21 protein-coding genes are annotated in these 26,693 nt (G+C 73.6%); 15 read left to right on the top strand and 6 right to left on the bottom strand.

Annotated elements, in window-relative coordinates:
- Positions 1-257: 257 nt before the first annotated feature.
- On the top strand, positions 258-2,420 hold the full coding sequence (gene helR / locus ACZ4W5_RS25555; RefSeq protein ID WP_465657123.1) for an RNA polymerase recycling motor ATPase HelR: 2,163 nt from the start codon (positions 258-260) through the stop codon (positions 2,418-2,420).
- 126 nt (positions 2,421-2,546) lie between these two features.
- On the top strand, positions 2,547-2,846 hold the full coding sequence (locus ACZ4W5_RS25550) for a DUF6087 family protein (protein ID WP_360245135.1): 300 nt from the start codon (positions 2,547-2,549) through the stop codon (positions 2,844-2,846).
- A 121-nt stretch (positions 2,847-2,967) separates the two neighbouring features.
- On the opposite strand, the gene dapD is transcribed toward ACZ4W5_RS25550, so the two are convergent.
- Positions 2,968-3,957, bottom strand: coding sequence for a 2,3,4,5-tetrahydropyridine-2,6-dicarboxylate N-succinyltransferase (gene dapD / locus ACZ4W5_RS25545; protein ID WP_360245132.1), 990 nt, complete (start codon positions 3,955-3,957; stop codon positions 2,968-2,970).
- A gap of 141 nt (positions 3,958-4,098) precedes the next feature.
- Here dapD and ACZ4W5_RS25540 point away from each other — a divergent pair, with 141 nt between their 5' ends.
- The 3 genes from ACZ4W5_RS25540 to argF all read left to right on the top strand — a co-directional run bounded on the left by ACZ4W5_RS25540 (position 4,099) and on the right by argF (position 9,569).
- A complete protein-coding gene (locus ACZ4W5_RS25540) occupies positions 4,099-5,706 on the top strand; it encodes a 3' terminal RNA ribose 2'-O-methyltransferase Hen1 (protein WP_465657120.1) in 1,608 nt (535 codons plus the stop codon).
- Positions 5,703-8,348 (top strand): polynucleotide kinase-phosphatase, encoded by a 2,646-nt coding sequence (locus tag ACZ4W5_RS25535; RefSeq protein ID WP_465657118.1) that lies wholly within the window; start codon positions 5,703-5,705, stop codon positions 8,346-8,348. The genes ACZ4W5_RS25540 and ACZ4W5_RS25535 overlap by 4 nt, the downstream gene beginning before the upstream one ends.
- A gap of 219 nt (positions 8,349-8,567) precedes the next feature.
- On the top strand, positions 8,568-9,569 hold the full coding sequence (argF, locus tag ACZ4W5_RS25530; protein ID WP_360245123.1) for an ornithine carbamoyltransferase: 1,002 nt from the start codon (positions 8,568-8,570) through the stop codon (positions 9,567-9,569).
- A gap of 9 nt (positions 9,570-9,578) precedes the next feature.
- Here argF and ACZ4W5_RS25525 read toward each other — a convergent pair whose 3' ends face one another.
- Positions 9,579-10,112 (bottom strand): superoxide dismutase family protein, encoded by a 534-nt coding sequence (locus ACZ4W5_RS25525; protein ID WP_360245120.1) that lies wholly within the window; start codon positions 10,110-10,112, stop codon positions 9,579-9,581.
- Positions 10,113-10,191: 79 nt separating this feature from the next.
- Positions 10,192-10,539 carry a hypothetical protein gene (locus ACZ4W5_RS25520; protein ID WP_402483384.1) on the bottom strand — a complete coding sequence of 116 codons (348 nt, stop codon included), beginning with the start codon at positions 10,537-10,539 and terminating at the stop codon, positions 10,192-10,194.
- A 30-nt stretch (positions 10,540-10,569) separates the two neighbouring features.
- Here ACZ4W5_RS25520 and ACZ4W5_RS25515 point away from each other — a divergent pair, with 30 nt between their 5' ends.
- The 4 genes from ACZ4W5_RS25515 to ACZ4W5_RS25500 all read left to right on the top strand — a co-directional run bounded on the left by ACZ4W5_RS25515 (position 10,570) and on the right by ACZ4W5_RS25500 (position 16,189).
- Complete coding sequence (locus ACZ4W5_RS25515; RefSeq protein WP_465657115.1) at positions 10,570-11,670, top strand: hypothetical protein; 1,101 nt, start codon at positions 10,570-10,572, stop codon at positions 11,668-11,670.
- Positions 11,667-11,825, top strand: coding sequence for a hypothetical protein (locus ACZ4W5_RS25510; RefSeq protein ID WP_360245111.1), 159 nt, complete (start codon positions 11,667-11,669; stop codon positions 11,823-11,825). The genes ACZ4W5_RS25515 and ACZ4W5_RS25510 overlap by 4 nt, the downstream gene beginning before the upstream one ends.
- 221 nt (positions 11,826-12,046) lie before the next feature.
- Positions 12,047-14,692: an aconitate hydratase AcnA gene (gene acnA / locus ACZ4W5_RS25505; protein ID WP_360245108.1), complete on the top strand. Its 2,646-nt coding sequence runs from the start codon at positions 12,047-12,049 to the stop codon at positions 14,690-14,692.
- 165 nt (positions 14,693-14,857) lie between these two features.
- Positions 14,858-16,189, top strand: coding sequence for a glycoside hydrolase family 18 protein (locus ACZ4W5_RS25500; protein WP_465657113.1), 1,332 nt, complete (start codon positions 14,858-14,860; stop codon positions 16,187-16,189).
- 149 nt (positions 16,190-16,338) lie between these two features.
- Here the strand turns inward: ACZ4W5_RS25500 and pepN are convergent, their stop codons facing one another.
- Positions 16,339-18,903: an aminopeptidase N gene (pepN, locus tag ACZ4W5_RS25495; protein ID WP_465657111.1), complete on the bottom strand. Its 2,565-nt coding sequence runs from the start codon at positions 18,901-18,903 to the stop codon at positions 16,339-16,341.
- A gap of 228 nt (positions 18,904-19,131) precedes the next feature.
- On the opposite strand from pepN, the gene ACZ4W5_RS25490 reads away from it, so the two are divergent.
- Positions 19,132-19,764 (top strand): mycothiol-dependent nitroreductase Rv2466c family protein, encoded by a 633-nt coding sequence (locus ACZ4W5_RS25490; protein WP_402483395.1) that lies wholly within the window; start codon positions 19,132-19,134, stop codon positions 19,762-19,764.
- 62 nt (positions 19,765-19,826) lie between these two features.
- On the opposite strand, the gene ACZ4W5_RS25485 is transcribed toward ACZ4W5_RS25490, so the two are convergent.
- Positions 19,827-21,239: an amino acid permease gene (locus ACZ4W5_RS25485; RefSeq protein WP_465657109.1), complete on the bottom strand. Its 1,413-nt coding sequence runs from the start codon at positions 21,237-21,239 to the stop codon at positions 19,827-19,829.
- Between the two features lie 265 nt (positions 21,240-21,504).
- Here ACZ4W5_RS25485 and ACZ4W5_RS25480 point away from each other — a divergent pair, with 265 nt between their 5' ends.
- From ACZ4W5_RS25480 to ACZ4W5_RS25465, 4 genes are all read left to right on the top strand, one after another.
- The gene (locus tag ACZ4W5_RS25480) at positions 21,505-22,104 is read left to right on the top strand and encodes a biotin transporter BioY (RefSeq protein WP_465657107.1); all 600 of its coding nucleotides are present in this window, start codon (positions 21,505-21,507) and stop codon (positions 22,102-22,104) included.
- Positions 22,105-22,156: 52 nt separating this feature from the next.
- Positions 22,157-22,642 (top strand): ribose-5-phosphate isomerase, encoded by a 486-nt coding sequence (locus tag ACZ4W5_RS25475; RefSeq protein WP_360245096.1) that lies wholly within the window; start codon positions 22,157-22,159, stop codon positions 22,640-22,642.
- 291 nt (positions 22,643-22,933) lie between these two features.
- On the top strand, positions 22,934-24,160 hold the full coding sequence (locus ACZ4W5_RS25470; RefSeq protein ID WP_360245093.1) for a PP2C family protein-serine/threonine phosphatase: 1,227 nt from the start codon (positions 22,934-22,936) through the stop codon (positions 24,158-24,160).
- 606 nt (positions 24,161-24,766) lie between these two features.
- Entirely contained in the window at positions 24,767-24,964 is a 198-nt protein-coding gene (locus ACZ4W5_RS25465; RefSeq protein ID WP_188304780.1) for a hypothetical protein, read from the top strand.
- A 31-nt stretch (positions 24,965-24,995) separates the two neighbouring features.
- On the opposite strand, the gene ACZ4W5_RS25460 is transcribed toward ACZ4W5_RS25465, so the two are convergent.
- Positions 24,996-25,736 carry a DUF6348 family protein gene (locus ACZ4W5_RS25460; protein ID WP_465657105.1) on the bottom strand — a complete coding sequence of 247 codons (741 nt, stop codon included), beginning with the start codon at positions 25,734-25,736 and terminating at the stop codon, positions 24,996-24,998.
- A 240-nt stretch (positions 25,737-25,976) separates the two neighbouring features.
- Here ACZ4W5_RS25460 and ACZ4W5_RS25455 point away from each other — a divergent pair, with 240 nt between their 5' ends.
- Positions 25,977-26,537: a DUF6197 family protein gene (locus ACZ4W5_RS25455; protein WP_402483407.1), complete on the top strand. Its 561-nt coding sequence runs from the start codon at positions 25,977-25,979 to the stop codon at positions 26,535-26,537.
- The last annotated feature ends 156 nt before the right edge of the window (positions 26,538-26,693 follow it).

Genomic DNA, 26,693 nt, shown 5'->3' with positions numbered 1-26,693 from the left:
TTTTTTGTTGTGGTAGGTGGGTTGGTGTCTCCGGCCACAGCCGCATAGGAGACGACGACGCGGGCCCCCTCCCCCCCCCCCCCCCCCCCCCCCCCCCCCCCCGAAGAGCAGGAGAGCGGGCCAATGCGAGAGCCCGGAGAACAGGGAAAGGGGGAGAACCCACCCCTTGCCACTCTCAACATATAGCGCACCGGGGGTCTTGCGGCAAGGCCCCCGGGATGGCGCACAATCGCAGGCCTCAGATCGGAGCTGATGCCATGAACCCCCTGACCACCAGCGCTTTCGACCTCCCCGAGCGGCTGTCCGCCAAGGCCGACCCCGCGCTCGTCGCGGCCGACGAGCGGCACTTCGCGGCGATCGCGGAGAGCCTGGCCCGGGCGATCGCCGAGCTCTCCGACCAGCTCGACGCCGTGCGCCGCGCCCCCGGGGGTGCCGGGCAGGCGGCGATGGACCGCGACCTCGAGGTGTACCGGCTGAGCGGCCGGCTGCGCGCCCTGCGCCGCTACGGTCTGGACCTGTGCCTGGGGCGCATCGTCGCCGAGGACGGCGCCGAGCCGCTGTACATCGGTCGGCTCGGGCTGACCGACAGCGAGGGTCAGCGGCTGCTGGTCGACTGGCGCTCGCCCGCCGCCGAGCCGTTCTTCGCGGCGACCCACGCGGACCCGATGGGCCTGGCGAGCCGCCGTCGCTACCGCTGGACCCGAGGCCGGATCTCCGACTACTGGGACGAGGTGTTCACCGCGGAGGGCCTCGCCGGGCATGCCGCGCTGGACGACCAGTCCGCGTTCATCGCCAGCCTGGGCGGCAACCGCTCGGCCCGGATGCGGGACGTGCTGGCCACCATCCAGGCCGACCAGGACGCGATCATCCGGGCCGGCTCGCGCGGCGCCCTGGTGGTCGACGGCGGCCCCGGCACCGGCAAGACGGTGGTGGCCCTGCACCGCTCCGCCTACCTGCTGTACGCCGACCCCCGCCTCGGCCACCGCCGTGGCGGGGTGCTGTTCGTCGGCCCGCACCAGCCCTACCTGAACTACGTCGCCGACGTCCTGCCCGGCCTCGGCGAGGAGGGCGTGCGCACCTGCACCCTGCGGGACTTGGTCCCCGAGGGCGCGGACGCGCCGGAGGAGGCGGACCGGGAGGTGGCGCGGCTGAAGTCCTCGGTGGAGCTGGTGCGGGCGATCGAGAAGGCCGTCCGGTTCTACGAGGAGCCGCCGACCGAGGAGTTGCTGGTCAGCACCCCCTGGGCGGACCTGCGGCTGAGTGCCCAGGACTGGGCCGAGGCCTTCGACGCCCCGGATCCGGGCACCCCGCACAACGAGGCGCGCGAGCAGATCTGGGACGAGCTGGTGGCGATCCTGCTGGACCGGCTGGAGCAGGACGAGGAGGAGGAGGTCTCGCCCGAGCTGTTCCGTCGTGCGCTACGGCAGGACCGGGAGCTGGTCGGCACGCTCAACCGGGCGTGGCCGCTGCTGGAGGCGGCGGACCTGGTCGGCGACCTCTGGTCGGTGCCCGCCTACCTGCGGATGTGCGCGCCGCACCTCACCCCGGAGGAGGTCCGCGCGCTCCAGCGCAAGCACGCCCCGCAGGCGTGGACGGTCTCCGACCTGCCGCTGCTGGACGCGGCCCGGCAGCGGCTCGGGGACCGCGAGGCGACCCTGCGCCGGCAGCGCCGGCGTGCCTCGGCGGCCGCCGAGCGCGAGCGGATGGCGGACGTGATCGGCGACTTGATCCAGGCCGACGACGACGGCGAGGGCGTGGTGACGATGCTGCGCGGCCGGGACCTCCAGGACACCCTGGTCGACGAGGACGCGCTGCCCGCCGCCGACGCGGAGCCGCTGGCGGGCCCGTTCGCCCACATCGTGGTGGACGAGGCCCAGGAGCTGACCGACGCCGAGTGGCAGATGCTGCTGCGGCGCTGCCCGTCCCGGAGCTTCACCATCGTCGGGGACCGGGCCCAGGCCAGGCACGGCTTCGCCGAGTCGTGGCAGGAGCGGCTCGACCGGGTCGGCCTCGACCGCACCACGATGGCCTCGCTGAGCATCAACTACCGCACGCCGGCCGAGGTGATGGCGGAGGCCGAACCGGTCGTCCGGGCGGCGCTCCCGGACGCCAACGTGCCGACCTCGGTGCGCAGCAGCGGACTGCCGGTGCGGCACGGTGCGGTGGCGGAGCTGCCGGCGGTCCTGGACTCCTGGCTCGCCGAGCACGACGAGGGCGTCGCCTGCGTCATCGGCGATCCGGGGTTCCGGGAGCGGCCGCGGGTCCGTTCGCTCACCCCGGAGTTGGCCAAGGGGCTGGAGTTCGACCTGGTGGTCCTGGTCGAACCGGAGGCGTTCGGTGACGGTGTCGAGGGCGCGGTCGACCGCTACGTCGCGATGACCAGGGCGACCCGTCAACTCGTCGTCCTGCACAGCCACTGACAGCTACTGACAGCCACTGACGGCCGCTGACGAGCGTGGGGGCGACCGGTGTCCGTACGGGCCGGAGGTCCCCCGGTCGGGTGACGGGGCTGTCGGCGGTCGGTGTACGCGGGCCAGACTGGGGCGATGGACGAGGACGAACCACTGGCGGCGTGGGCCGAGCGGCGGGAGCAACGGCTGCGGCCGGTGGGACAGTTGAGGGCGGTGCCGCTCGGTGGTGGGGGGCCGCGGGGTGCCCATGTGGGGCGGGACGGGCCACGGCTGATCGTGCGCTGGGACGGTTTCCAGTGGCTGCCGGAGACGGTGGCCGAGGACTACGCGGTCGCCCAGCGGATCCTGCACGGGATCGAGGGCGACGGCGTACGGCGGCCACCGTACGCAGCGCCGCGGCCGCGGAAGGCACCGGGGCGCCACCGCCGCCCGTAGCCACCGGGGCCACCAGGGCCACCGGGGCCGCCGGAGTCACACAAGCCACCGGGGCCGCACAAGCCGAGGGGCCCGGCGCACCCGCGCCGGGCCCCTCAACCCAACAGCCTTGCCCCACAGGTCAGTTGTGGGCGTGCAGGTCCGCGTTCAGGCCGCCCCAGGAGCCGGAGCGGGCGATGACCTCGACCGCGCCGGTCTGCGAGTTGCGGCGGAACAGCAGGTTGTCCTGGCCGGACAGCTCGACGGCCTTGGCCACCGTGCCGTCCGGGGTGGTGACCCGGGTGCCGGCGGTGACGTAGAGGCCGGCCTCGACGACGCAGTCGCTGCCGAGCGAGATGCCGATGCCCGCGTTGGCGCCGAGCAGGCAGCGCTCGCCGACGGAGACGACCTGCTTGCCGCCACCGGACAGGGTGCCCATGATCGAGGCGCCGCCGCCGATGTCGCTGTGGTCGCCGACGACGACGCCCGCGCTGATCCGGCCCTCGACCATCGAGGTGCCGAGGGTGCCGGCGTTGAAGTTGACGAAGCCCTCGTGCATCACGGTGGTGCCGGCGGCGAGGTGGGCGCCGAGCCGGACGCGGTCGGCGTGGGCGATGCGCACACCACTGGGGGCGACGTAGTCGGTCATCCGCGGGAACTTGTCGATCCCGTAGACGGCCAGCTGGCCGCCCTGGGCGCGGACGGCGAGGCGGGCCTGCTCGACCCGGTCGACCGGGACGGGGCCGATGCTGGTCCAGGCGACGTTGGCGAGCAGGCCGAAGATGCCGTCCAGGTTCAGGCCGTGCGGCCGGACCAGCCGGTGGCTGAGCAGGTGCAGGCGCAGGTACACGTCGTGGGTGTCGAGCGGCTTCTCGTCGAGCGAGGCGATGGTGGTGCGCACGGCGACCACCTCGACGCCGCGGCGGGCGTCGGCACGCAGCGCTTCGGCGGCGCCGGCGCCGAGCTCGGCCTCGGCCTGCTCGGCGGTCAGGCGCACGGTGCCGGCCGGGCCGGGTTCGGCGGCCGGCGCGGGGGCGGGGTACCAGGTGTCGAGGACGGTGCCGTCGGCGGCGATGGTGGCCAGGCCGGCGGCCACGGCGCCCTTGGTGAGGGAGGTGGATTCAGCAGTCACACCGTGCACGTTAACCAATGGGGGGCCCGGCCGCCGAACACGCCCATCGTCCGGACAGGCGGGTCGGACCCGCAGGCCGGCGCCGCGCGGGGCGGGAAAACCCGGTGCTCGGACGTCTCCCGCTGGGCAATACTCGGCCGGGTGTTCATGTCGATTTCCACTACCGGCAGCGCCGAGAGCCCGGCGACGGATCTCGGGTTCCTGCTGCACAAGCATCCCGGCAAGGTCCAGCGGTTCACGACGTCGCACGGTGAGGCCCACGTCTTCTACCCCCGGGCGGACGACGAGGCCTGCACCGCGGCGCTGCTGCTGGACATCGACCCGATCGCGCTGGTCCGCAAGGGCCGGGGCGACGGCAGGGGGCGCGGCGGCTCGCCCGACTTCGCGCTCTCCCAGTACGTCAACGACCGCCCGTACGCCGCGTCCTCGCTGCTCGCGGTGGCGTTGCGGACGGTGTTCCGGTCGGCGATGAAGGGCGCCTGCCCGGCCCGTCCGGAGCTGCCGGGGCTGGTCCGCCCGCTGCGGATCGAGCTGCCCGCGGTGCCCGCGAACGGCGCGGGCGAGGGCGGCGGTCCGGCGATGGTGGCCCGGCTGTTCGAGCCGCTGGGCTGGCGGGTGGAGGCGACGGCGGTCCCGCTGGACGAGGCCTTCCCGGAGTGGGGCGAGTCCCGCTACGTGCGGGTCGTGCTCGCCTCGGAGTCGGTGCGGCTGGCCGACGCGCTCCAGCAGCTGTACGTGCTGCTGCCGGTACTGGACGGTGCGAAGCACTACTGGGTCGCCCCGGACGAGGTGGACAAGCTGCTCGCCGCCGGTGAGGGCTGGTTGGCGGCGCACCCGGAGCGCGCCCTGATCGCCCGCCGCTACCTGGCCCGGCGCTGGTCGCTGACCAGGGCCGCGATGGAGCGACTGGAGTTGGCCCGGCTGGCCGAGGCGGACGACCGCGAGGTCGAGGAGATCGACAACGCGGTCGACGACCGGCCGGAGGAGGAGGGGCAGGGGGCCGCCGGTCCCGTCCCGGACGGGCAGGACGGCCGGCAGGAGCCCCGGCCGCCGTCCCTCGCCGAGCAGCGCCGCGCCGCGATCCTGGCCGCCCTGCGCGACGGCGGCGCGGCCCGGGTCGCCGATCTGGGCTGCGGCCAGGGCGAGTTGATCGGTGAGCTGATGAAGGACGCGCGGTTCACCGAGATCCTCGGGGTGGACGTGTCGGCTCGGGCGTTGCAGGCGGCGAAGCGCCGGCTGCACCTGGAGCGGCTGCCCGAGCGGCTGGCGGCGCGGGTGACGCTGGCGCAGGGTGCGCTGACGTACACCGATGCCCGGTTGAAGGGGTACGACGCGGCGGTGCTGTGCGAGGTGATCGAGCACCTGGACCTGCCGCGGCTGCCGGCCCTGGAGTACGCGGTGTTCGGCGCGGCCCGCCCGAGGACGGTGGTCGTCACCACGCCCAACGTCGAGTACAACGTCCGTTGGGAGAGCCTGCCGGCGGGCCGGACCCGGCACGCCGACCACCGCTTCGAGTGGTCGCGCGCCGAGTTCGGCGCCTGGGCGGGGAAGGTCGCGGCGGCGTACGGCTACACGGTGGAGCTGCGCCCGGTCGGCCCGGAGGACCCGGAGGTCGGCCCGCCGACCCAGCTCGCCCTGTTCCGCACCGCCACCGACGCCGCAACCACGACCGACACCCACGCCGTAACCGCCCCCGCCACCACCACCGACCCCGCAACCACCACCCCCGAAGGAGGCGAGACCCGATGACCGACGACGCGACCCACACCCCCGACCAGGCCCCCGCCCCCGACCGGACCCCCGACCACACCCCCGACCAGGCCCCCGCCCCCCGCCGCCTCCCCGTCACCGAGGTCTCCCTCGTCGTCCTGATCGGCACCAGCGGCGCGGGCAAGTCCAGCTTCGCCCGCCGCCACTTCCTGCCCACCCAGGTGGTCTCCTCCGACTTCTGCCGCGGCCTGGTGTCCGACGACGAGAACGACCAGTCGGCGTCCGCCGAGGCCTTCGACCTCCTGCACTACATCGTTGGCAAGCGCCTGGCCGCCGGCCGCCTCACCGTGGTGGACGCGACCAACGTGCAGCCGGAGGCCCGCCGCCAGCTGGTGGCGATCGCCCGGGCGCACGACGTGCTGCCGATCGCGATCGTGCTGGACGTCCCGCCGGGGGTGTGCGCCGAGCGCAACCGCTCCCGCCCGGACCGCCAGCTGCCCGCGCACGTCGTCCCGCGTCAGCACCGCGAGCTGCGCAGGTCCCTCAAGGGCCTGGAGCGCGAGGGCTTCCGCAAGGTGCACGTGCTGCGCGGCGAGGCCGAGGTGGCGGCCGCCGTGATCGAGCTCGAGAAGCGCTACAACGACCTGCGCCACCTCACCGGCCCGTTCGACATCGTCGGTGACGTCCACGGCTGCCGCTCCGAGCTGGAGACCCTGCTGACCCGCCTCGGCTACACCCTGGCCCGGGACGCCGAGGGCCGCCCGGTGGACGCCGTCCACCCGGCGGGCCGCACCGCCGTGTTCGTCGGCGACCTGGTCGACCGCGGCCCGGACACCCCGGGTGTGCTGCGCCTGGTGATGGGCATGGTGGCGGCCGGTCACGCGATCTGCGTGCCGGGCAACCACGAGAACAAGCTGGGCCGGGCGATGGACGGCAAGAAGGTCACCGTCTCGCACGGCCTCCAGGAGTCGCTGGACCAACTGGCCGGGGAGAGTGAGGAGTTCCGGGCCGAGGTGCGCGCCTTCATGCGCGGCCTGGTCAGCCACTACCTGCTGGACGGCGGCGCCCTGGTGGTCTGCCACGCCGGCCTGCCGGAGCGCTACCACGGCCGGGCCTCCGGCCGGGTGCGCTCGCACGCGCTGTACGGGGAGACCACCGGCGAGACCGACGAGTACGGCCTGCCGGTGCGCTACCCGTGGGCGGAGGAGTACCGGGGCCGGGCGTTGGTGGTTTACGGCCACACCCCGGTGCCGAGCGCGAGCTTCCTCAACAACACCATCTGCCTGGACACCGGCTGCGTCTTCGGCGGCAGCCTCACCGCGCTGCGCTACCCGGAGCGCGAGCTGGTGAGCGTCGACGCGGAGCGGGAGTGGTACGCCCCGGTGCGTCCGCTGCTGACCGACGCGCCGGGCGCCCGGGAGGGCCGTCCGCTGGACCTCGCCGACGTGGCGGGGCGCCGGGTGGTGGAGACCGCCCTGCACGGCCGGGTGGCGGTGCGGGAGGAGAACGCGGCGGCCGCGCTGGAGGTGATGAGCCGCTTCGCGCTGGACCCGCGGCTGCTCGCCTACCTGCCGCCGACCATGGCGCCGAGCCCGACCTCCCGCCGGGAGGGCTACCTGGAGCACCCGGAGGAGGCCTTCGCCGCGTACCGCGCGGACGGGGTCCGGCACCTGGTGTGCGAGGAGAAGCACATGGGCTCGCGCGCGGTGCTGCTGGTCGCCCGGGACGCCGCCGCGCTGGAGCGGCGCTTCGGGGTGGCCGGTCCGGGGGCGATCTGGACCAGGACCGGGCGGGCCTTCCTCGACGACGAGGAGCTGACCGACGCGGTCCTCGGCAGGGTCCGGGCGGCGGCCGAACGGTCGGGCCTGTTCGATGAGTTGGGCAGTGACTGGCTGCTGCTGGACGCCGAGCTGATGCCGTGGTCCTTGAAGGCGGTGGAGCTGCTGCGCCGCCAGTACGCCGCGGTCGGTGCGGCGGCCGGCGCCGCCCTGCCGGAGGTGCTGTCGGCGCTGGAGCAGGCGGCCGCGCGCGGGCTGGAGCTCGGCGAGCTGACCGCCCGCCAGCGCCGCCGCGCCGCCGACGCCCGGGCGTTCACCGAGGCGTACCGGCGCTACTGCTGGCCGACCGAGGGCCTGTCGGGCATCCGGCTGGCGCCGTTCCAGCTGCTGGCGGCGGAGGGCGTGAACCTGGCGGTGCGCCCGCACGACGAGCACCTGGCCCTGATCGACCGCCTGGTCGCGGCCGACGACGGGGCGTCGCCGGTGCTGCACCGCACCGGCCGGGTCCTGGTGGACACCGGGGACGAGGCCTCGGTGGCGGCCGCCACCGCCTGGTGGGAGGAGCTGACGGCGGCGGGCGGCGAGGGCATGGTGGTCAAGCCGCTGGCCTCGTTGGTGCGGACGGTGCGGGGCGAGGGCCGCCCGGGCGGCCTGGTGCAGCCGGGTGTGAAGGTCCGCGGGCGGGAGTACCTGCGGATCGTCTACGGCCCGGACTACACCGAGCACCTGGAGCGGCTGCGGATGCGCTCGCTGGGCCACAAGCGGTCGCTGGCGCTGCGCGAGTACGCGCTGGGCCTGGAGGCGCTGGACCGGCTGGCGGCGGGGGAGCCGCTGTGGCGGGTGCACGAGCCGGTGTTCGCGGTGCTCGCCCTGGAGTCGGAGCCGGTCGACCCCCGGCTGTAGGCACGCCCCGGCTGCAGCCGCACCTCGGCTGTCGGGGCCCCAGCTGTAGGCGCCCCCGGCTGTGGGCGCCCCCAGCTGTAGCCGCGCCCCCAGCCGTGGGCAGAGGAGGGGAAGTCCCACCCGGGGCTTCCCCTCCTTCACCCCCATTCCGTATAGAAATTCCGAGCATCGTATACACTTGCCACTTTCCCCCCAGCCCCGTCACCCCAGGAGCCCGGCATGGCCTTCAACCTCCGGAACAGGCACTTCCTCAAGGAGCTCGATTTCACTCCCCAGGAGTTCCGCTTCCTGGTGGACCTCGCGGCCGGGCTCAAGGCCGCCAAGTATGCGGGCACCGAGCAGCCCCGGCTGCGCGGGAAGAACCTCGCGCTGATCTTCGAGAAGACCTCCACCCGCACCCGCTGCGCCTTCGAGGTGGCCGCGCACGACCAGGGCGCCACCACCACCTACCTGGACCCGTCCGGTTCGCAGATGGGCCACAAGGAGTCCGTCAAGGACACCGCCCGGGTGCTCGGCCGGATGTTCGACGGGATCGAGTACCGCGGCCACGGCCAGGAGATCGTCGAGGAACTGGCCGAGCACGCCGGCGTCCCGGTCTGGAACGGCCTGACCGACGAGTGGCACCCCACCCAGATGCTGGCCGACGTGCTCACCGTCACCGAGCACACCGCGAAGCCGCTCACCGAGGTCGCCCTCGCCTACCTCGGCGACGCCCGCTCCAACATGGGCAACTCGCTGCTGGTCACCGGCGCCCTGCTGGGCATGGACATCCGGATCGTCGCCCCGCGCGCCCTGTGGCCCGCCGAGGACGTGCAGAAGGCGGCGCAGGAGCTGGCCGGGCGCACCGGCGCCCGGATCACGCTGACCGAGGACGTGGCCGAGGGGGTGGCCGGCGCCGACTTCCTCTACACCGACGTCTGGGTCTCGATGGGCGAGCCCAAGGAGGTGTGGGCCGAGCGGATCGCGCTGCTCGAGCCGTACCAGGTGTCCATGGACACCGTGCGGGCCACCGGCAACCCGAACGTGAAGTTCCTGCACTGCCTGCCCGCCTTCCACGACCTCGGCACCGTGGTCGGGCGGCAGATGTACGAGGCGACCGGGATGACCGAGCTGGAGTGCACCGACGAGCTGTTCGAGTCGGCGCACTCCATCGTGTTCGACCAGGCCGAGAACCGCCTGCACACCATCAAGGCGGTCCTGGTCGCCACCCTCGGTTCGTGAGGGCCGGCGCTACCGGTCCAGCTTGACGCAGCCCACCCGGTCGCCCGCCGCGTGCGGGCCGGCCGGGGTGCCCGCGTGCAGCACCAGCGAGCGTGCCTCGCCGGGCCGCGGCTGCCAGTCGACCGCGGTGGTGGCGGTCCCGCCGCCCCCGGCGTCGGTGCGCAGCACCAGCCGCAGCTCGTTGCGGTCGTTGGCGTACGCCGGGTCGGTGGACGGCTGCACCGGGTCGACCGCGTCCTGGTAGTGCGGCCCGGAGGCGGCCGGGTCGGCCCCGCAGGTGCCGGTGTGCAGGTGCACCGGGAATTCGTGGTCGGGGGCGAGCCCGGTGACCGTCAGGGTGAGCACCGTCCGCCCGGGCTCCGAGCGGTCGGTGACGATCCGGGCGTGCGAGCCGTACGGGACGAGGTCCTGGGCGTAGCTGACCGCGGTCGGCGGGACGAAGGCGGTCGCCGGGTCGAAGGCCGCCTCCACGATCGAGACCGGCGGGGCGGCGGGGACGAGCAGGGCCAGTGGCAGCAGGGCGGCGGCGAGCGGAGCGGGCATCGGTCGGGCCTTCCACGGGCAGGGCGACGGTCACCCTGCTAACGCGGCCGCACCGCCCGGGACACTCCCGGGGTGAAGGTCAGCCGCCGAGCAGCAGCCCGGCCAGCAGCGAGGTGGCGTTGGCGGTGCCGGAGGCGATCCAGGGCAGCGGGTCGCGCGGGCGCAGCCCGGCGAGGGGGCACAGCAGCAGGGCCTCGGCGGCGCAGACCGCGATCTCGCTGAGCGCGAAGCCGGTCCAGTACGCTGCGGCGGGCCCGTCGGTCCAGTGCCGGAGGGTCCACCAGAGCAGCGGGTGGGTCACCAGGTTGACGAGCACGCCGGCGGCCGCCGCCCGCCGGGGGCGCACGGGCCCGATCCGGGTGAGGGCGGCGGTGTAGACGGGTGTCTCGGTCAGCAGGGTGAGGGCGAGGGCGACCGGGTAGCGCACGGCGGGGATCGTGCCACGGGGAGGGGGAGCATGGCGAGCACGGGGGTACGGGCGGGCGCCACGGCGGGGCCCTGGCCCGCGCCCGGTCCGGCGGTGCGGCTGGGCGGAGCGCCGTTCGCGGGTTTCGCGCTGGCGGCGGTGGTGGCGCTGGTGCTGGCGCTGCGCGCGCCGACGGGTCTGGCGGTGCTGGGGCTGGCGGTGTTCGGCCTGCTGCACAACGTGCTGGAGCTGCGCTACGTGGCGGGCCGGTTCGCGGCGGTGCTGGCCGGTCCGCTGGTGCGGCTGCTGCTGGTGCTGGTGACCGGGATCGTGGTGTGCCGGCTGCTGCCGGCGTCGTGGCTGTCCCGGTCGGCGGAGATCCTGCTGGCGTACGGGCTGCTGGCGGCGGCCTGCCGGTACGGGCTGCGCGGCCGTCCGGTGCTGCTGGCGGTGGCGGGCGCGGGGCTGGTGGGTGCGGCTTCGGCCTCGCTGGCCTTCCCGGCGTACCACTTCGTGGTGCTGGCGCACCTGCACAACGTGGTGCCGCTGCTGTTCCTGGCGGAGTGGTCGCGCCGGCTGGCGCGGGGGCGTGCGGCGTTCCTGGTGCTGCAGTGCGGCTGGGTGCTGCTGGTGCCGGCGCTGTTGCTGAGCGGGTGGCTGGACGGCTGGCTGTCCCAGCGCCCGGGCGGCTGGACGGACCGGCTGGCGGCGGTCTACACCCCGCCGGGATGGCTGACGCCGCAGGTGGGGCTGCGCTTCCTGGCGGTGTTCGCCTTCCTGCAGTCGATGCACTACGTGGTGTGGGTGTGGTTCCTGCCGCGGTACGCGCCGGAGGCGGCGGAGCGCTTCGACACCCGGGTGCCGGGTCTGCGGGGCGGCCGGGCGTGGGCGCTGGGGGTGGCGGCGGGCGGGCTGCTGGCCGTGTTGTTCGCCGTGGATTACGCCCAGGGCCGCTCGGTGTACGCGGCGTTGGCGAGTTACCACGCGTATCTGGAGTTCCCGGTGCTGCTGGTGCTGCTGCTCGGCCTGGGCGAAAGTCGGGGCCTGGGCGAGGGCCGAGGCCTGGGCGAAAGTCGGGGCCGCTTCCGGGCCCGACCCCCGGACCCGGAGGCGGACCGGGTGCGGACCGGAGGAAAGGAGGTGAAGGTATGAGGACGACGACCCTGCTGGCCGACGTCGCTCCCGAGCCGATCAGCGGTTCCGGCGGTGAGCTGGTGGCGGTGCTGCTGGTGGCCGCCGCGATCGTGGCGGGGGCGGTCTGGCTGATCCGGCTGGAGCGCAAGCGCCGCGGCCCGGACGGCCGCTGACCTGCACCGAAACGCGTCGGGGCATGCCTGCGGTGGTGATCACGGCGGCATGCACTAAGGTTTATCTCGACATCGAGATAACTGCCCCTTACGATATATCTCGACATCAAGATACTTGCCGAGAGGCGCTCACCGGCGATGCGGCAAGGTCAGCCTAAGTAAGGCTGACCTTACCAGCGTGGCGGCCGGATATCGCACGAAGCACCCAGAAGGAGTCAGTCGTGTCCGCGAACAGCTTCGACGCCCGCAGCTCGCTGCAGGTGGGCGACGAGTCGTACGAGATCTTCAAGCTCTCCGCCGTCGAGGGTTCCGAGCGGCTGCCCTACAGCCTCAAGGTGCTGCTGGAGAACCTGCTCCGCACGGAGGACGGCGCGAACATCACCGCCGACCACATCCGCGCGCTCGGCAGCTGGGACGAGAACGCCCAGCCGAGCCAGGAGATCCAGTTCACGCCCGCCCGCGTGATCATGCAGGACTTCACCGGCGTCCCCTGCGTGGTCGACCTGGCCACCATGCGCGAGGCCGTCAAGGAGCTGGGCGGCGACCCGGCCAAGATCAACCCGCTGGCCCCGGCCGAGCTGGTCATCGACCACTCGGTCATCGCCGACAAGTTCGGCACCAAGGACGCGTTCACCCAGAACGTCGAGATCGAGTACGGCCGCAACAAGGAGCGCTACCAGTTCCTGCGCTGGGGCCAGACCGCCTTCGACGAGTTCAAGGTCGTCCCGCCGGGCACCGGCATCGTCCACCAGGTGAACATCGAGCACCTGGCCCGCACCGTCATGGTCCGGGGCGGCCAGGCCTACCCGGACACCTGCGTCGGCACCGACTCGCACACCACCATGGTCAACGGCCTGGGCGTGCTGGGCTGGGGCGTCGGCGGCATCGAGGCCGAGGCCGCGATGCTCGGCCAGCCGGTCTCCATGCTGATCCCGCGCGTCGTCGGCTTCAAGCTGACCGGCGAGCTGCCGGCCGGCACCACCGCCACCGACCTGGTGCTCACCATCACCGAGATGCTGCGCAAGCACGGTGTGGTCGGCAAGTTCGTCGAGTTCTACGGCGACGGCATCGGCGCCATCCCGCTGGCCAACCGCGCCACCATCGGCAACATGTCGCCGGAGTTCGGCTCGACCTGCGCGATCTTCCCGATCGACGCCGAGACCATCAACTACCTCAAGCTCACCGGCCGCGACGAGCAGCAGCTCGCCCTGGTCGAGGCGTACGCCAAGGAGCAGGGCCTCTGGCACAACCCGGCGCACGAGCCGGTCTACTCGGAGTACCTGGAGCTGGACGTCTCCACCGTCGTCCCGTCGATCTCCGGCCCGAAGCGCCCGCAGGACCGCGTGATCCTGGCCGAGGCCGCCGAGCGGTTCGCCGAGGCGCTGCCGACCTACTCCGCCGAGGCCTCGAAGCCGACCGCCGTCACCGCCCCCGACGGCTCGACCTACGAGATCGACAACGGCGCGGTCGTGATCGCCTCGATCACCTCCTGCACCAACACCTCCAACCCCTCCGTCATGCTGGGCGCCGCCCTGCTGGCGAAGAAGGCCGTGGAGAAGGGCCTGACGGTCAAGCCCTGGGTCAAGACCACCCTGGCGCCCGGCTCCAAGGTCGTCATGGACTACTACGAGAAGGCCGGCCTGCTCCCGTACATGGAGAAGCTGGGCTTCAACCTGGTCGGCTACGGCTGCGTCACCTGCATCGGCAACTCGGGCCCGCTGCCCGAGGAGGTCTCGGCCGCCGTCAACGAGGCCGACCTCGCGGTCGTCTCGGTGCTCTCCGGCAACCGCAACTTCGAGGGCCGGATCAACCCCGACGTCAAGATGAACTACCTGGCCTCCCCGCCGCTGGTGGTCGCCTACGCCCTCGCCGGCAACATGAACGTCGACATCACCAAGGACGCCCTGGGCCAGGACGCCGACGGCAACGACGTCTTCCTCGCCGACATCTGGCCGACCGAGCAGGAGGTCGCCGACACCGTCGCCGGCTCCATCGACGAGGCCATGTTCGACAAGGGCTACCAGGACGTCTTCGCCGGTGACCACCGCTGGCAGTCGCTCCCGGTCCCGACCGGCAACACCTTCGAGTGGGACGCCGAGTCCACCTACGTCCGCAAGCCCCCGTACTTCGAGGGCATGGCCAAGACCCCGAGCCCGGTGACCGACATCGCCGGCGCCCGCGTCCTGGCCAAGCTGGGCGACTCGGTCACCACCGACCACATCTCCCCGGCCGGCAACATCAAGCCGGGCACCCCGGCGGCGCAGTACCTGACCGCCAACGGCGTCGAGAAGCGTGACTTCAACTCCTACGGCTCGCGCCGTGGCAACCACGAGGTCATGATCCGCGGCACCTTCGCCAACATCCGTCTGCGCAACCAGATCGCGCCGGGCACCGAGGGCGGCTACACCCGCGACTTCACCCAGGCCGACGCCCCGGTGTCGTTCATCTACGACGCCTCGCAGAACTACCAGGCCGCCGGCATCCCGCTGGTCGTCCTGGCGGGCAAGGAGTACGGCTCCGGCTCGTCCCGCGACTGGGCCGCCAAGGGCACCGCGCTGCTCGGCGTCAAGGCCGTCATCGCCGAGTCCTACGAGCGCATCCACCGCTCGAACCTGATCGGCATGGGCGTCCTGCCGCTGCAGTTCCCGGAGGGCGAGAACGCCGAGTCCCTCGGCCTGACCGGCGAGGAGACCTTCTCCATCACCGGCGTGACCGAGCTCAACGAGGGCCGCACCCCGAAGACCGTCAAGGTCAAGGCCGGTGACAAGGAGTTCGACGCGGTCGTCCGCATCGACACCCCCGGTGAGGCGGACTACTACCGCAACGGCGGCATCCTGCAGTACGTGCTGCGCTCGCTGATCGGCTGAGCTCCGCGCTAGCGCCCGAAGGGGCCGGACCGCACCACGCGGTCCGGCCCTTTTGCATGCTGCACCGGAAGCGGACGTCCCCTTGTGCGGTCGGCCGTCGATGGACTAAACCTCTGTGCCATCTGGTCCAGACCATTTGACGCCGCCTCAGAGAACGGGTCCGGTATGCCCACTCGCGCCTCAGCCCTGCTCGCCGCCACCACCGTCGCCGCCCTGCTCGTCGCCCCGCTCGTCGCCCCCACCGCCGCGAACGCCGCGAACGCCGCGCAGAGCGGCCACCACGGGCCCGGACCGAAGGGCCAGCGGGTCGGCTACTTCACCCAGTGGGGCGCCGACAGCTCCGCCAAGCGCGTCCAGGACTCCGGCCAGGCCGCCAGGCTGACCGTGATCAACTACGCCTTCGGCAACGTCTCCGCGGACGGCACCTGCTTCGAGAGCAACGACTCCGGCCAGGGCGACGCCCACGACGACTACCAACGCGCCTTCTCCGCCGCCGAATCGGTGGACGGCGTCGCCGACGCCCCCGGCCAGCGGCTCAAGGGCCACCTCAACCAGCTGCGCAAGCTCAAGGCGAAGAACCCGCAGCTGCGCACGGTCATCTCGCTGGGCGGCTGGAGCTGGTCCAAGTACTTCTCGGACGCGGCCGCCACCGACGCCGCCCGCAAGAAGTTCGTCTCCTCCTGCATCGACCTCTACCTCAAGGGCGACCTCCCGGTCCTGCCCGGCTCCCCGGAGGGCGGCGCGGGCGCGGCCGCCGGCGTCTTCGACGGCATCGACATCGACTGGGAGTACCCGGGCGGCGGCGGGGACGCCGGCAACGTGGTCCGCCCCGAGGACGGCCGCAACTACACCCTGCTGATGGCCGAGTTCCGCCGCCAACTCGACGCGCTGAGCGGCCGGAAGGGCAGGCACTACCTGCTCACCGCCGCCGTCGCCGCCAACGAGACGGTCGCCGACCGGCTCGAACTGCCCGAGCTGAGCCGGTCGGTCGACTGGCTCAACCTGATGACCTACGACCTGCACGGCCCCTGGGAGGGCAAGGGCCCGACCGACCACCAGGCCAACCTCTACTCGGACCCCGCCGACCCGGACGCCCGGCAGCGCAGCGCGGACGCCGCCGTCACCCACTACCAGGAGCGCGGCCTGCCCTCCCGCCAGCTCGTCCTCGGCGCCCCGCTGTACGGCCACGGCTGGACGGGCGTCGCCCCCGGCGGGCGCGGCGGCCTCTACCAGGGCGCCACCGCCGCCGCCCCCGACCACTCCTACGCCGAGCTCAACGCGCTGCCCGGCACGGTGTACGTGGACCGCGACCACGGCGCGTCCTGGAAGTACGACGGCTCCACCTTCTACAGCTACGACACCGCCGAGGTGCTCACCCAGAAGGCCCGCTACGCGCGCTGGAACGACCTGGCCGGGGTGATGGTCTGGTCCCTGGACGGCGACGACGCCAAGGGCAGCGCGATCGCCGCCCTCGACCGGGGCCTGCGCCGGGACTGACCCGGCCTGCGCCGGGACTGACCCCGGCCGCAGCCTCGAACCGGCACCGACCCGGCCCCGAACCGGCCCCGAACCCGCACCGGCCCGGCACCGACCGGAATGCCGGAGGGGCCCGCCGACACGCGGTCGGCGGGCCCCTCCGGGGGCTGTCAGGCCCGGTCGCAGGCCTGGGCGCGCAGGGCGCGGGCCAGGTCGTCCCGGCGCTCCAGCACCAGCCGGCGCAGCGCCGGCGCGGCCTGCGGGTGGCCGTCCAGCCAGGCGTCCGCCTCGGCCAGGGTGTGCTCGTCGGTCTGGGCGGTCGGGAAGAAGCCGCCGACGATCCGCATCGCGATCTCGATGGTCCGCTCCGCCCAGACCTTCTCCAGCAGCTTGAAGTACGGCGCCGCGTAGAGGGCGGTCAGGTCGCGCTGGGCGGGGATCGCGAAGCCCGCGCTGTTGGCCTCGACCAGGGCGCTCGGCAGCTCGTCCGAGTCGGTCACGGCCGACCAGGCGGCGGCCTTGGCCTCCGGGGTGGGCCGGGCGGCCAGGCACTGGGTGTACTGGCGCTTGCCGCCGGCGGTGTTGTCGGCGGCCAGCTCCCCGGCGAGCTCCTCGTCACCGGCCTGTCCGGCGGCGGCCAGGGCCAGCCACAGCGCCCAACGCAGCTCCTGGTCGACCTCCAGGCCGTCGATCCGGGCGCTGCCGGCCAGCAGCCCGCGGACCAGGCCGAGGTGCTCGGCGCCCCCGGCGGTCTGGGCCAGGAAGCGGGCCCAGGCGAGCTGGTGGTCGCTGCCGGGCACGGCCCCGCGCAGCTCGCGCAGGGCGCCGTCGGCGAGCCGGCGGGCGCCCTCGGCGCGCCACTCGGGGGCGGCGTACAGGTCGACGGCGGTCTTGGCCTGGGCGTGCAGCGACTGCAGCACGCCGATGTTGCCCTCCTGGCCGGCGAAGCGCAGCACCAGCGCGACGTAGTCGCGGGCCGGCATCAGGCCGTCCCGGGTGAGGTTCCAGACCGCGGACCAGGCGAGCGCCCGGGCCAGCTCGTCGCGGATGTCGCCGAGGCCGGTGCGCAGGGTCTCCAGCGAGTCGGCGTCGAAGCGGATCTTGCAGTAGGTGAGGTCCTCGTCGTTGAGCAGGACCAGGGCCGGGCGCGGGCGGCCGACGGCCTCGGGGACGACGGTGCGGGCGCCGGTGACGTCCAGCTCGATCCGCTCGGTGCGCACCAGGGCCCCGTCCGGGTCCCGGTCGTACAGGCCGATCGCGATCCGGTGCGGGCGGAGGGTGTCGCCGTCCTGGAGGACGGCGAGTTCGGTGATCCGGCCCTCGGCGTCGGTGGTGACCTGCGGGGTGAGCGCGTTGACGCCGGCGGTCTGCAGCCAGGCGGCGGCCCAGCTCTTGAGGTCGCGGCCGCTGGTCTCCTCCAGGACGCCCAGCAGGTCGCCGAGTTCGGTGTTGCCGAAGGCGTGCCGCTTGAAGTAGCGGCGGGCGCCCTCGAAGAAGGCCTCCGAACCGACGTAGGCGACCAGCTGCTTGAGGACGGAGGCGCCCTTGGCGTAGGTGATGCCGTCGAAGTTGAGCTTGGCGTCCTCGAGGTCGCGGATGTCGGCGGTGATCGGGTGGGTGGTGGGGAACTGGTCCTGCCGGTAGGCCCAGGCCTTGCGCTGGTTGGCGAAGGTGACCCAGGCGGAGGAGTAGCGGGTGCGGGCGCCGATCAGGCCGTAGGAGCCCATGAAGTCGGCGAAGGACTCCTTGAGCCACAGGTCGTCCCACCAGCGCGGGGTGACCAGGTCGCCGAACCACATGTGCGCCATCTCGTGCAGGACGACGTTGGCGCGGGACTCGTAGGCGGCGTCGGTGACCTTCGAGCGGAAGACGAACTCCTCCTTGAAGGTCACGCAGCCCGGGTTCTCCATCGCGCCGATGTTGTACTCGGGGACGAAGGCCTGGTCGTACTTGCCGAAGGGGTACGGGTAGTCGAACTCCTCGTGGAAGAAGTCGAGTCCGAGCTTGGTGACGCCGAGGATCTCCTCCGCGTCGAAGTGCGGGGCGAGGGACTTGCGGCACATCGCGGAGAGCGGGATCTCCAGGGTGGTGCCGTCGGCGAGTTCGCGGCTGTAGTGGTCGGTGGCCACGTGGTACGGGCCGGCCACCACGGCGGTGAGGTAGGTGGAGATCGGCTTGGTCGGCGCGAACTCCCAGGTGCGGGCGTCGCCCTGGGTGGTGACCTGCTCGTGCACGGCGTTGGAGCGCACGTCCCAGGCGGCCGGGGCGGTCACCGTGAAGGTGAACGGGGCCTTGAGGTCGGGCTGTTCGAAGGTCGCGAACACCCGGCGGGCGTCGGCCGGCTCGTAGTGGGTGTAGAGGTAGGTCTCGCCGTCGGCGGGGTCGACGAAGCGGTGCAGGCCCTCGCCGGTGCGGCTGTAGGCGCAGTCGGCCTCGACGGTGAGGACGTTCTCGGCGGCCAGCCCGTCGATGTGCACCCGGGCGCCGTCGTAGGCGGTGGCCGGGTCCAGGGCGCGGCCGTTGAGGGTGACCGAGCGGACGGCGGGGGCCAGCAGGTCGAGGAAGGTGGCGGCGCCGGGCTGGCTGCAGCGGAAGGCGATGGTGGTGGTGGAGCGGAAGGTGGCGGCCGCCGGGTCGGGGGCCGAGGTCACGTCCAGCCGGACCGTGTAGCCGTCGACGGCCAGGACGCCGGCTCGCTGCTGTGCTTCCTCGCGGCTCAGGTTCTTGCCCGGCACGGCGGTACTCCTTTGTCCGGCCCGCACGGTGGTGCGTGCGTGGATGCTGCGGTTCCGTGCGCGGTCGGTGGGTCGCGCACGCAGGGGCATCCTTTCACGCCCGCCCCGGTCGGTACCATTGCACAGGCCGCCGCGCCGGGGCCGGAATCAGCGGCGGCGGGCGGGTGTTGGGGTTCTGGTGGGGCGACGCCCCGCTGCCTCGGAACACCTCACGAAGGACGAGACCCAGTGACGACTGCCGCTGAGCGCAAGACCGCCGACTTCTGGTTCGACCCGGCCTGCCCGTGGGCGTGGATGACGTCCCGCTGGTTGATCGAGGTCCAGCAGCTGCGTCCGGTCGACGTGCGCTGGCACGTGATGAGCCTGTCGGTGCTCAACGAGCACCGCGACCTGCCGCAGAGCTACCGCGAGCTGCTGGACAACGCCTGGGGCGCGGTGCGGGTCTGCATCGCGGCCGCCGAGCAGCACGGCGACGAGGTGCTGGGCCGGCTCTACACCGAGCTGGGCCTGCGCTTCCACAACCAGGGCCTGCCGCAGAACCGGGAGACCATCGAGGCCGCCCTGGTGGCCGCGGGCCTGCCCGCCGAGCTGGCGGACGCGGCCGGCACCGACGCGTACGACGAGGCCCTGCGCGCCTCCCACAAGGAGGGCATCACCCTGGTCGGCGAGGACGTCGGCACCCCGGTGATCGCGGTCGAGGGCGCGGACGGCGAGCGGGTCGCCTTCTTCGGCCCGGTGGTCACCCCGGCCCCCAAGGGCGAGGCCGCGGCCCGGCTGTGGGACGGCACCCTGCTGGTGGCCTCCACCCCGGGCTTCTACGAGATCAAGCGCACCCGGACGGCCGGCCCGTCCTTCGAGTAGGCCCCGGCACGCACGGCGAAGGCCCGGTACCACGCGGTACCGGGCCTTCGCCGTGCGTGCCGTCAGCGTCCCGCGGCCGCGTCCCGGCGCTGCTTGAGCAGCCCGGCCGCGCTCAGCAGGGCGACCAGCACCCCGGCCGCGTACAGCTGCTGGCGGTTGCCCTCGGTGGTGGTCATCAGGGCGAGGATGCCGGCCACGGCGGCCATCGCGACCCAGGTCAGGTACGGGTAGCCCCACATCTTCACGGTGAGCAGCTCGGGCGCCTCGCGCTCCAGCCGGCGGCGCATCCGCAGCTGGACGATGCAGATGAACAGCCAGACCACCAGGATGGCGACGCCGGTGGTGTTCATCAGCCAGGTGAACACGGTGTCCGGCCAGAACTTGGCGGCCAGCACGGCGCCGAAGCCGAACAGGCAGGAGGCCAGCACCGCCCGGCGCGGCACCCCGCCGGACACCTTGGTCAGTGCCTTGGGGCCCTGGCCGCGGCCGACCAGCGAGTACGCCATCCGGGAGGCGCCGTAGATGTTGGCGTTCATCGCGGACAGCAGCGCGATCAGCACCACCACCTCCATGATCGTCCCGGCCCCGGGCACCCCGAGGTGGCGCAGCACCGTGACGTACGGGCCGTCGGCGACGACCGACGGGTCCTTCCAGGAGACCAGGGTGACCACCAGGGCCATCGAGCCGATGTAGAAGATCGCGATCCGCCACACGGCGGTGCGCACCGCGTTGGCGACGTTCCGCTTGGGGTCGTCGGACTCGGCCGCGGCGATGGTGACCGTCTCCAGGCCGCCGTATGCGAAGACCGAGGCGAGCAGGCCGACGATCAGTCCGCTGACGCCGGTGGGCAGGAAGCCGCCCTGGCCGGTGAGGTTGGTGCTGCCGGGGGCGCCGGGGCCGATCACGCCGGCGATGCCGAGCCCGCCGATGACCAGGAAGGCGATGATCGCGGCGACCTTGACGGTGGCGAACCAGAACTCGAACTCGCCGAAGTTCTTCACCGCGGTGAGGTTGCTGGCACAGAAGAAGACCATGAACAGGGCGACCCAGACCCAGGCGGAGACCCCGGGTATCCAGCCGTTGACGATCTTCCCGGCGGCGGTGGCCTCGGCGGCGACGCCGCAGCAGAGCATCACCCAGTACATCCAGCCGGCCGTGATCCCGGCCCAGGGGCCGATCTCCTTCTCGGCGTGCACCGAGAAGGAGCCGGAGGCCGGGCGGGCGGCGGACATCTCGCCGAGCATCCGCATGATCAGCATGACCAGCAGGCCGGAGAGGGTGAAGGCCAGGATGATGGCCGGCCCGGCGGCCGCGATGCCGGCGCCGGAGCCCACGAACAGGCCGGCGCCGATGACACCGCCGAGGGCGATCATCGACAGGTGGCGCTGCTTGAGTCCGTGGCTGAGCTGCTGGCCACCGGACGGCGGGGGAGCGTCGGTGGTCCCGCGCGCCGGGGGCGCGGAGGTGGGGGCCATAGAGGTGGATCCAGACTGTGCGGAATGCGGCATGAGTTGTCCAATATCCGGGGCCCTCGCTGCTCATGCCAACGATGTCCGCCGCGGGACCACCATGCGGACCGGGTGGTGACCATGAGTGTCGGCCTGGTCGCCGAGAGTCGCCAGGAGTTGGATCCGACAAGCTTCGTGGGCGGTGCTTTGTCCGAAACCGTGGGGCCGGCGCAGTGGATCACCGCGTAGGTTCACAGGTGTTCACTCACCTGGACCCCACGGAGGAGCCCCGATGGCCACTGCCACCACCCCGATAGCGCGCCGCGCCGTCCTCGCCGACCTGCTGCCCGTCGCCTCGACCCGCCTCGGCACCCAGGTCCGCGACCTGGCCCTGGTGGTCGGCGGCGCCGCGCTGACCGGCGTGGCCGCCCAGCTGTCGGTCAACGTGCCCGGCTCGCCGGTGCCGGTCACCGGCCAGACCTTCGCCGCCCTGCTGGTCGGCACCGCGCTCGGCGCCCGCCGCGGCGTCGCCTCGCTCGCGCTCTACCTGCTGGCCGGCGCGGCCGGCCTGCCCTGGTTCGCCGAGGGCACCTCCGGCTGGGCCATGCCGTCCTTCGGCTATGTGCTCGGCTTCGTCCTCGCCGCCGCCCTGACCGGCGCGCTGGCCCGGCGCGGCGCCGACCGCACCCCGCTGAACACCGCGGTGACCATGGGGCTGGGCAGCCTGGCCATCTACGCGGTCGGCGTCCCGTACCTGGCGTTCAGCCTGCACGTCCCGCTGGCCCGCGCCGCCGAGCTGGGCCTCTACCCGTACCTGGTCGGCGACGCGCTCAAGGCCGCCTTCGCCGCCGGCGCGCTGCCGCTCGCCTGGAAGCTGCTCGGCCGCCGCTGAGACCCGGGCCCCGTTGTCGGGCCCGGGCGCACCCGCATGCCACACTCATGGCATGCGCGTGTACCTGGGCTCCGACCATGCCGGATACGAACTGAAGAACCACCTCGTGGAGTGGCTCAAGGGGGCCGGCCACGAGCCGGTCGACTGCGGGCCGCACATCTACGACGCCGAGGACGACTACCCGCCGTTCTGCCTGCGCGCCGCCGAGCGCACCGCCGCCGACGCGGACGCCCTCGGCATCGTGATCGGCGGCTCGGGCAACGGCGAGGCGATCGCCGCCAACAAGGTCAAGGGCGTCCGTGCGGCGCTGGCCTGGAGCGTGCAGACCGCCGAGCTCGGCCGTCAGCACAACAACGCCAACGTCATCTCCATCGGCGGGCGGATGCACACCGTCGAGGAGGCCACCGAGTTCGTCGAGGTCTTCCTCAAGACCCCCTACAGCGGCGAGGCCCGGCACACCCGCCGGATCGAGATGCTGAGCGAGTACGAGACCACCGGCGAGCTCCCGCCGATCCCGGCCCACCACCCCCAGGGCTGATCCACCCGCCACCGACGGCCGGCCGCACCCTCCCGTGCGGCCGGCCGTCGCCGTCCGCGCTGCTCCCGTCGGCTGTGTCGTCGGCCACAGGCGACCGCGCACCCGCAGTCGCGCACGCGGGGCGCACGCGCTGCCCGCGGGCTCCCTGCGCCCAACCGGCGCACGCCTCCTGACGGCACGCCCGCCACCGGCCCGATCGGCCGAAACCCGCAGAGCGGCCCGCGCGCCGGGGCCACCGCCCGCCCCCGGGCCGTCGACGCCGGGCCGTACCCGTGGATAGGGTCGGACCCCATGGCTGGCAGACCGCCGGGCGCACCGCCCCAGACGACTGCGACGAGGCCCGGCGCCGCCCCGGCGTCCGAGCCCGTGACGGCCCGGCTGCGCAAGACGCTCCGCCGGGCCCGTCGAAGGCTGCGCACGGCCGGTGTGGACTACTTCCGCGGCGGCGCCGCCGACTGGCCGGTGCTCTGCGCGCTGGCCCTGCTCGTCCCGCTGATGATCCTGCTCAACATCTGGATCCCGGACTGGGCCCCGCCCACCACCCTGGTCCTGCCGATCCTGGCGGGAGCGCTGCTGCTGCGCCCCGGCTCCCTGGTGGTGCTGTACGCGCTGGCCGCCCTCGGGCTGTCCGCCGAGTCCGTGATCCACACCGGCCAGCGGGTCGCCAGCGACAACCCGGAGGCCTACGTCTACGGCGTCACCCCCGGCGCGGCCCTGGTGGTCGGCGCCGCCGGGGTGGGCGGCCTGCTGCTGGCCCAGTTCCGGGCCCGGGTCGGCGTCCCCTGGTGGGGCGGCTCCACCATGCTGTTCGACCTGCGCGAGCGGCTGCGGGTGCAGAGCCGGGTGCCCGAGCTGCCGGCCGGCTGGCACGCCGACATGGCGCTGCGCCCGGCCGGCGGCCAGTCCTTCTCCGGCGACTTCGTGGTGGCCGCCCGCACCGGCCCCGGCCAGCGGCTGCTGGAGGTGGTCCTCGCGGACGTCTCCGGCAAGGGCATGGACGCGGGCTCGCGGGCGCTGCTGCTGTCCGGCGCCTTCGGCGGCCTGGTCGGCTCGCTGCCCGCGCACGACTTCCTGCCCGCCGCCAACGGCTACCTGCTGCGCCAGTCCTGGGAGGAGGGCTTCGCCACCGCCGTCCACCTGGTGCTGGACCTGGACAGCGGCGAGTACGAACTGCTCTCGGCCGGGCACCTGCCGGGCATGCAGCGGCTGGCCGGCGAGGGGCGCTGGGAGGTCAAGGAGGCCGAGGGCCCGCTGCTCGGGATCTACGACGGCGCCAAGTTCGACGGCGTGCGCGGCCGGCTGAACCGGGGCGACGTGCTGATGCTGTGCACCGACGGCATGGTCGAGGCGCCCGGCCGGGACCTCGCCGAGGGCATGGACCGGCTGATGGGCGAGGCCGACCGGCTGGTCCCCGGCGGCGCCCCGGGCAGCGGAGCGGGCGCGGCGGGCGCGCTGATCGAGACGGTCGCCCGGGACATCAACGACGACCGAGCCGTGCTGCTGCTCTGGCGAGACTGAGTACTCGCCCGCTCGCCTCCGGGGCGCTCGGATCCGGTGCCGACGGTCGTCGCTCCGGCGCTCGTGCCTCGCTTGTCGCTCCTCGCTTTCGGCACCGGCGCACCCCTTCGGCTCGGGGCGGGGACTCGCGCGCGGGCCCGCGTCATGTGCCACCGGCAGTGCCGTCGTGTCAAGCCTGGCAGCTGATCTTCGGCCATATCGGACGGCCCGTCGGCTGAGCGGATCCGCGACCTCCGCTCCGCGCCCCCGGGCGTTTCCCGGCCGCTCAGCAGCGCCCCGCCGACGATTCGTCAGAACGGCTCCGCTATCGTCCCGGTCGGCGGAAACTCGTCCCGCAGCGCAGGATGTCGGCGTTGGGCTGACTGTCAGACCTTTACGCAATCGGCACGGTCGACCACACTGAGTCCGGGCGGGACTGTTCAGGATTCGGGGGATGGGGGGCGACACGTGCGGCACACCAGACAGCGGGCCGGTGCGTGCACCTCCGCCGGCGCTGCGCCGGACGGTCCGCGATTCCGCCTCGGGACCGTCGGACAGGCCGGGGTCCGGCTTCGCAGGTGCCGCCGGGCGGCGGCGCCACGCTATGAAACGAGGAAGTGAGTCCGGGTGGCACTCTCCGTCTCCGCGCTGGTCCTGTTCGCGATCCTGTGCATCATCTTCATCCGGAACAAGCAGCTGAAGATCCCGCACGCGATCGTCGCCGCCCTGTTCGGCTTCATGCTGCACGAGACCACGATGGCGACCTCCATCAACTCCCTGCTGGCCAACCTGGCGCACAGCATCTCCAGCATCACGGGGGGCTGACCGGCAGGGCCGGACGCCCTCCGCCAGGGGCTTACCGGCCGGCCCTCCGGGCTTCCCGCCAGCGGGCGAACAGACCCCGGGCGCGCGCCGCCGCCGGGGCCGGGGCACGCACCGGCACGGGTGCCGGGGCGCTCGTCGGCGTGGCCGCGGCCGCCGCCCGTTCCGCCGTCAGCAGCACGAACAGCCGCGCCCAGCACAGCCGTTCGCCGCGCGGCCAGTCCAGCGCGCGCAGCGCCGCGGAGGCCGCCTCCGACACCTCGCCGCCCACCCGGACCTCGGCGACGTCGTCGCCCGCCTTCCCGCCCAGGAAGAGCTTCACCCCGACCGGCCCCGGCCCGCTCAGTTCCCGCTCCAGGGCCGGCGCCAGCGCGGACAGCACCCGGTGCTCGGCGAGCCAGGCCGCCAGGTGCTCGTTGCCGAAGCCGAACACCGCCGCCGGCCCCTGCACCGCCCGCCAGCCCGGGAGTTCGGGCAGGGCCGGGCGGTCGGCGTGGATCCCGCGCCCGTCGGCCAGCTCGACCAGCACCGAGGCGGTGGTGGTCGCCCACAGCTTCACCGCGTTCGCGAGCTTCTCCTCCTCGGTCTTGCCGAGGCCGGGCGCGCAGTCCCACACCACCGGGGCGTCCGCCCGGCCCAGGTGGAGCACGAAGCCGAGGTCGACGTGCCCGGCGCCGCCGTCCTCCCCGGGGTGCTCGCGCACCGCCACCGCGGTGGTCCCGGGGCCGCGCACCACCTCGCCGTCCGGGTGGAAGTCCTGGCCCAGTCGTGCCATCTCCCGGATCACACAGCGCTGTATGACGGCCAGTCGCTCCTGCGGACCCACGGGACTCCTCCACTTCGGGAGCGCGGCGCCACGGGTCGCGCTCGAACTGCGCTCGAACGCCGCCGAGGCTATCGGCCCGACCGCCGTGCGGGAAACCGTGCGGACGCCTTCTCCCTGCGGTCGCGGATTTGTCCGGTATGCCCCACTTTGGGGAGCGGAACCGACAGCCGTCCGCCCTGGAGAGCCCGCATGGCCCGCACCGCCCCGACGCCCCCCGCGCCCCACCCGGCCGCCCTGGCGGACCTGCTCGCCGGCCCGGACGGCTCCGGCCTGGTCGCCGAGGTGGAGGCCTACCTCGCCTCGCTGCCCGCCCCCGCGCGCACCCCCGGGCCGTACGTCTGCCGCTACGGGAGCACCCTGCGCCCCTGGCACGCCGGCCACCCGGAGCCCCGGGCCACCCTGCTCGACCGGGCGCTGCGCCGCCCCGCCCGGCCCGTCCCGGTCACCGCCGCCGACCACCTGCGGCTCGCCTCCCGTTACATCGGCGCCCACGGCTGGCTGCAGGGCGCGATGTGGGACACCGCCGGGCGGGTCTGCCTGCTCGGGGCCCAGGCCGCCGTCCTGGCGTACGGCTACGGCACCCCGGCGACCGTGCGGGCCGGCCGGGTCCAGCTGATGGAGGTGCTGCACGCCACCGGCCGCCCGGCGCGCTCCCCGGACGAGTACAACGACCGCCCCACCACCCGGGAGGGCGACGTCCACCTGCTGCTCGACCGGGCCGCCGCCCGGGCCGCCCGGCTGGGGCTCTGAGGCGCCGCCCGGGCCCGGGAACGCCGACGGCCCCGGGGGGGTGGGGGGGCCGGGGGGGGGGGGGGGGAGGGGGGGGGGGGGAGAGAACGCGCGTGCACCGCTTGTGAAAAGCGAGCGTTCCCCCCGCGACACGCCCATACGAAAATACACAACGCT

Source organism: Kitasatospora sp. NPDC029367 (genome assembly GCF_055569135.1).
This window is presented reverse-complemented; position numbering and strand designations above follow the sequence as displayed.

Excerpts from the sequence above, each read along its gene's own strand:
- helR (WP_465657123.1), top strand. The coding sequence starts at position 258 with ATGAACCCCCTGACCACCAGCGCTTTCGACCTCCCCGAGCGGCTGTCC.
- ACZ4W5_RS25550 (WP_360245135.1), top strand. The coding sequence starts at position 2,547 with ATGGACGAGGACGAACCACTGGCGGCGTGGGCCGAGCGGCGGGAGCAA.
- ACZ4W5_RS25535 (WP_465657118.1), top strand. The coding sequence starts at position 5,703 with ATGACCGACGACGCGACCCACACCCCCGACCAGGCCCCCGCCCCCGAC.
- argF (WP_360245123.1), top strand. The coding sequence starts at position 8,568 with ATGGCCTTCAACCTCCGGAACAGGCACTTCCTCAAGGAGCTCGATTTC.
- ACZ4W5_RS25525 (WP_360245120.1), bottom strand. The coding sequence starts at position 10,112 with ATGCCCGCTCCGCTCGCCGCCGCCCTGCTGCCACTGGCCCTGCTCGTC.
- ACZ4W5_RS25515 (WP_465657115.1), top strand. The coding sequence starts at position 10,570 with ATGGCGAGCACGGGGGTACGGGCGGGCGCCACGGCGGGGCCCTGGCCC.
- ACZ4W5_RS25510 (WP_360245111.1), top strand. The coding sequence starts at position 11,667 with ATGAGGACGACGACCCTGCTGGCCGACGTCGCTCCCGAGCCGATCAGC.
- ACZ4W5_RS25500 (WP_465657113.1), top strand. The coding sequence starts at position 14,858 with ATGCCCACTCGCGCCTCAGCCCTGCTCGCCGCCACCACCGTCGCCGCC.
- ACZ4W5_RS25485 (WP_465657109.1), bottom strand. The coding sequence starts at position 21,239 with ATGGCCCCCACCTCCGCGCCCCCGGCGCGCGGGACCACCGACGCTCCC.
- ACZ4W5_RS25480 (WP_465657107.1), top strand. The coding sequence starts at position 21,505 with ATGGCCACTGCCACCACCCCGATAGCGCGCCGCGCCGTCCTCGCCGAC.
- ACZ4W5_RS25475 (WP_360245096.1), top strand. The coding sequence starts at position 22,157 with ATGCGCGTGTACCTGGGCTCCGACCATGCCGGATACGAACTGAAGAAC.
- ACZ4W5_RS25470 (WP_360245093.1), top strand. The coding sequence starts at position 22,934 with ATGGCTGGCAGACCGCCGGGCGCACCGCCCCAGACGACTGCGACGAGG.
- ACZ4W5_RS25460 (WP_465657105.1), bottom strand. The coding sequence starts at position 25,736 with ATGGCACGACTGGGCCAGGACTTCCACCCGGACGGCGAGGTGGTGCGC.
- ACZ4W5_RS25455 (WP_402483407.1), top strand. The coding sequence starts at position 25,977 with ATGGCCCGCACCGCCCCGACGCCCCCCGCGCCCCACCCGGCCGCCCTG.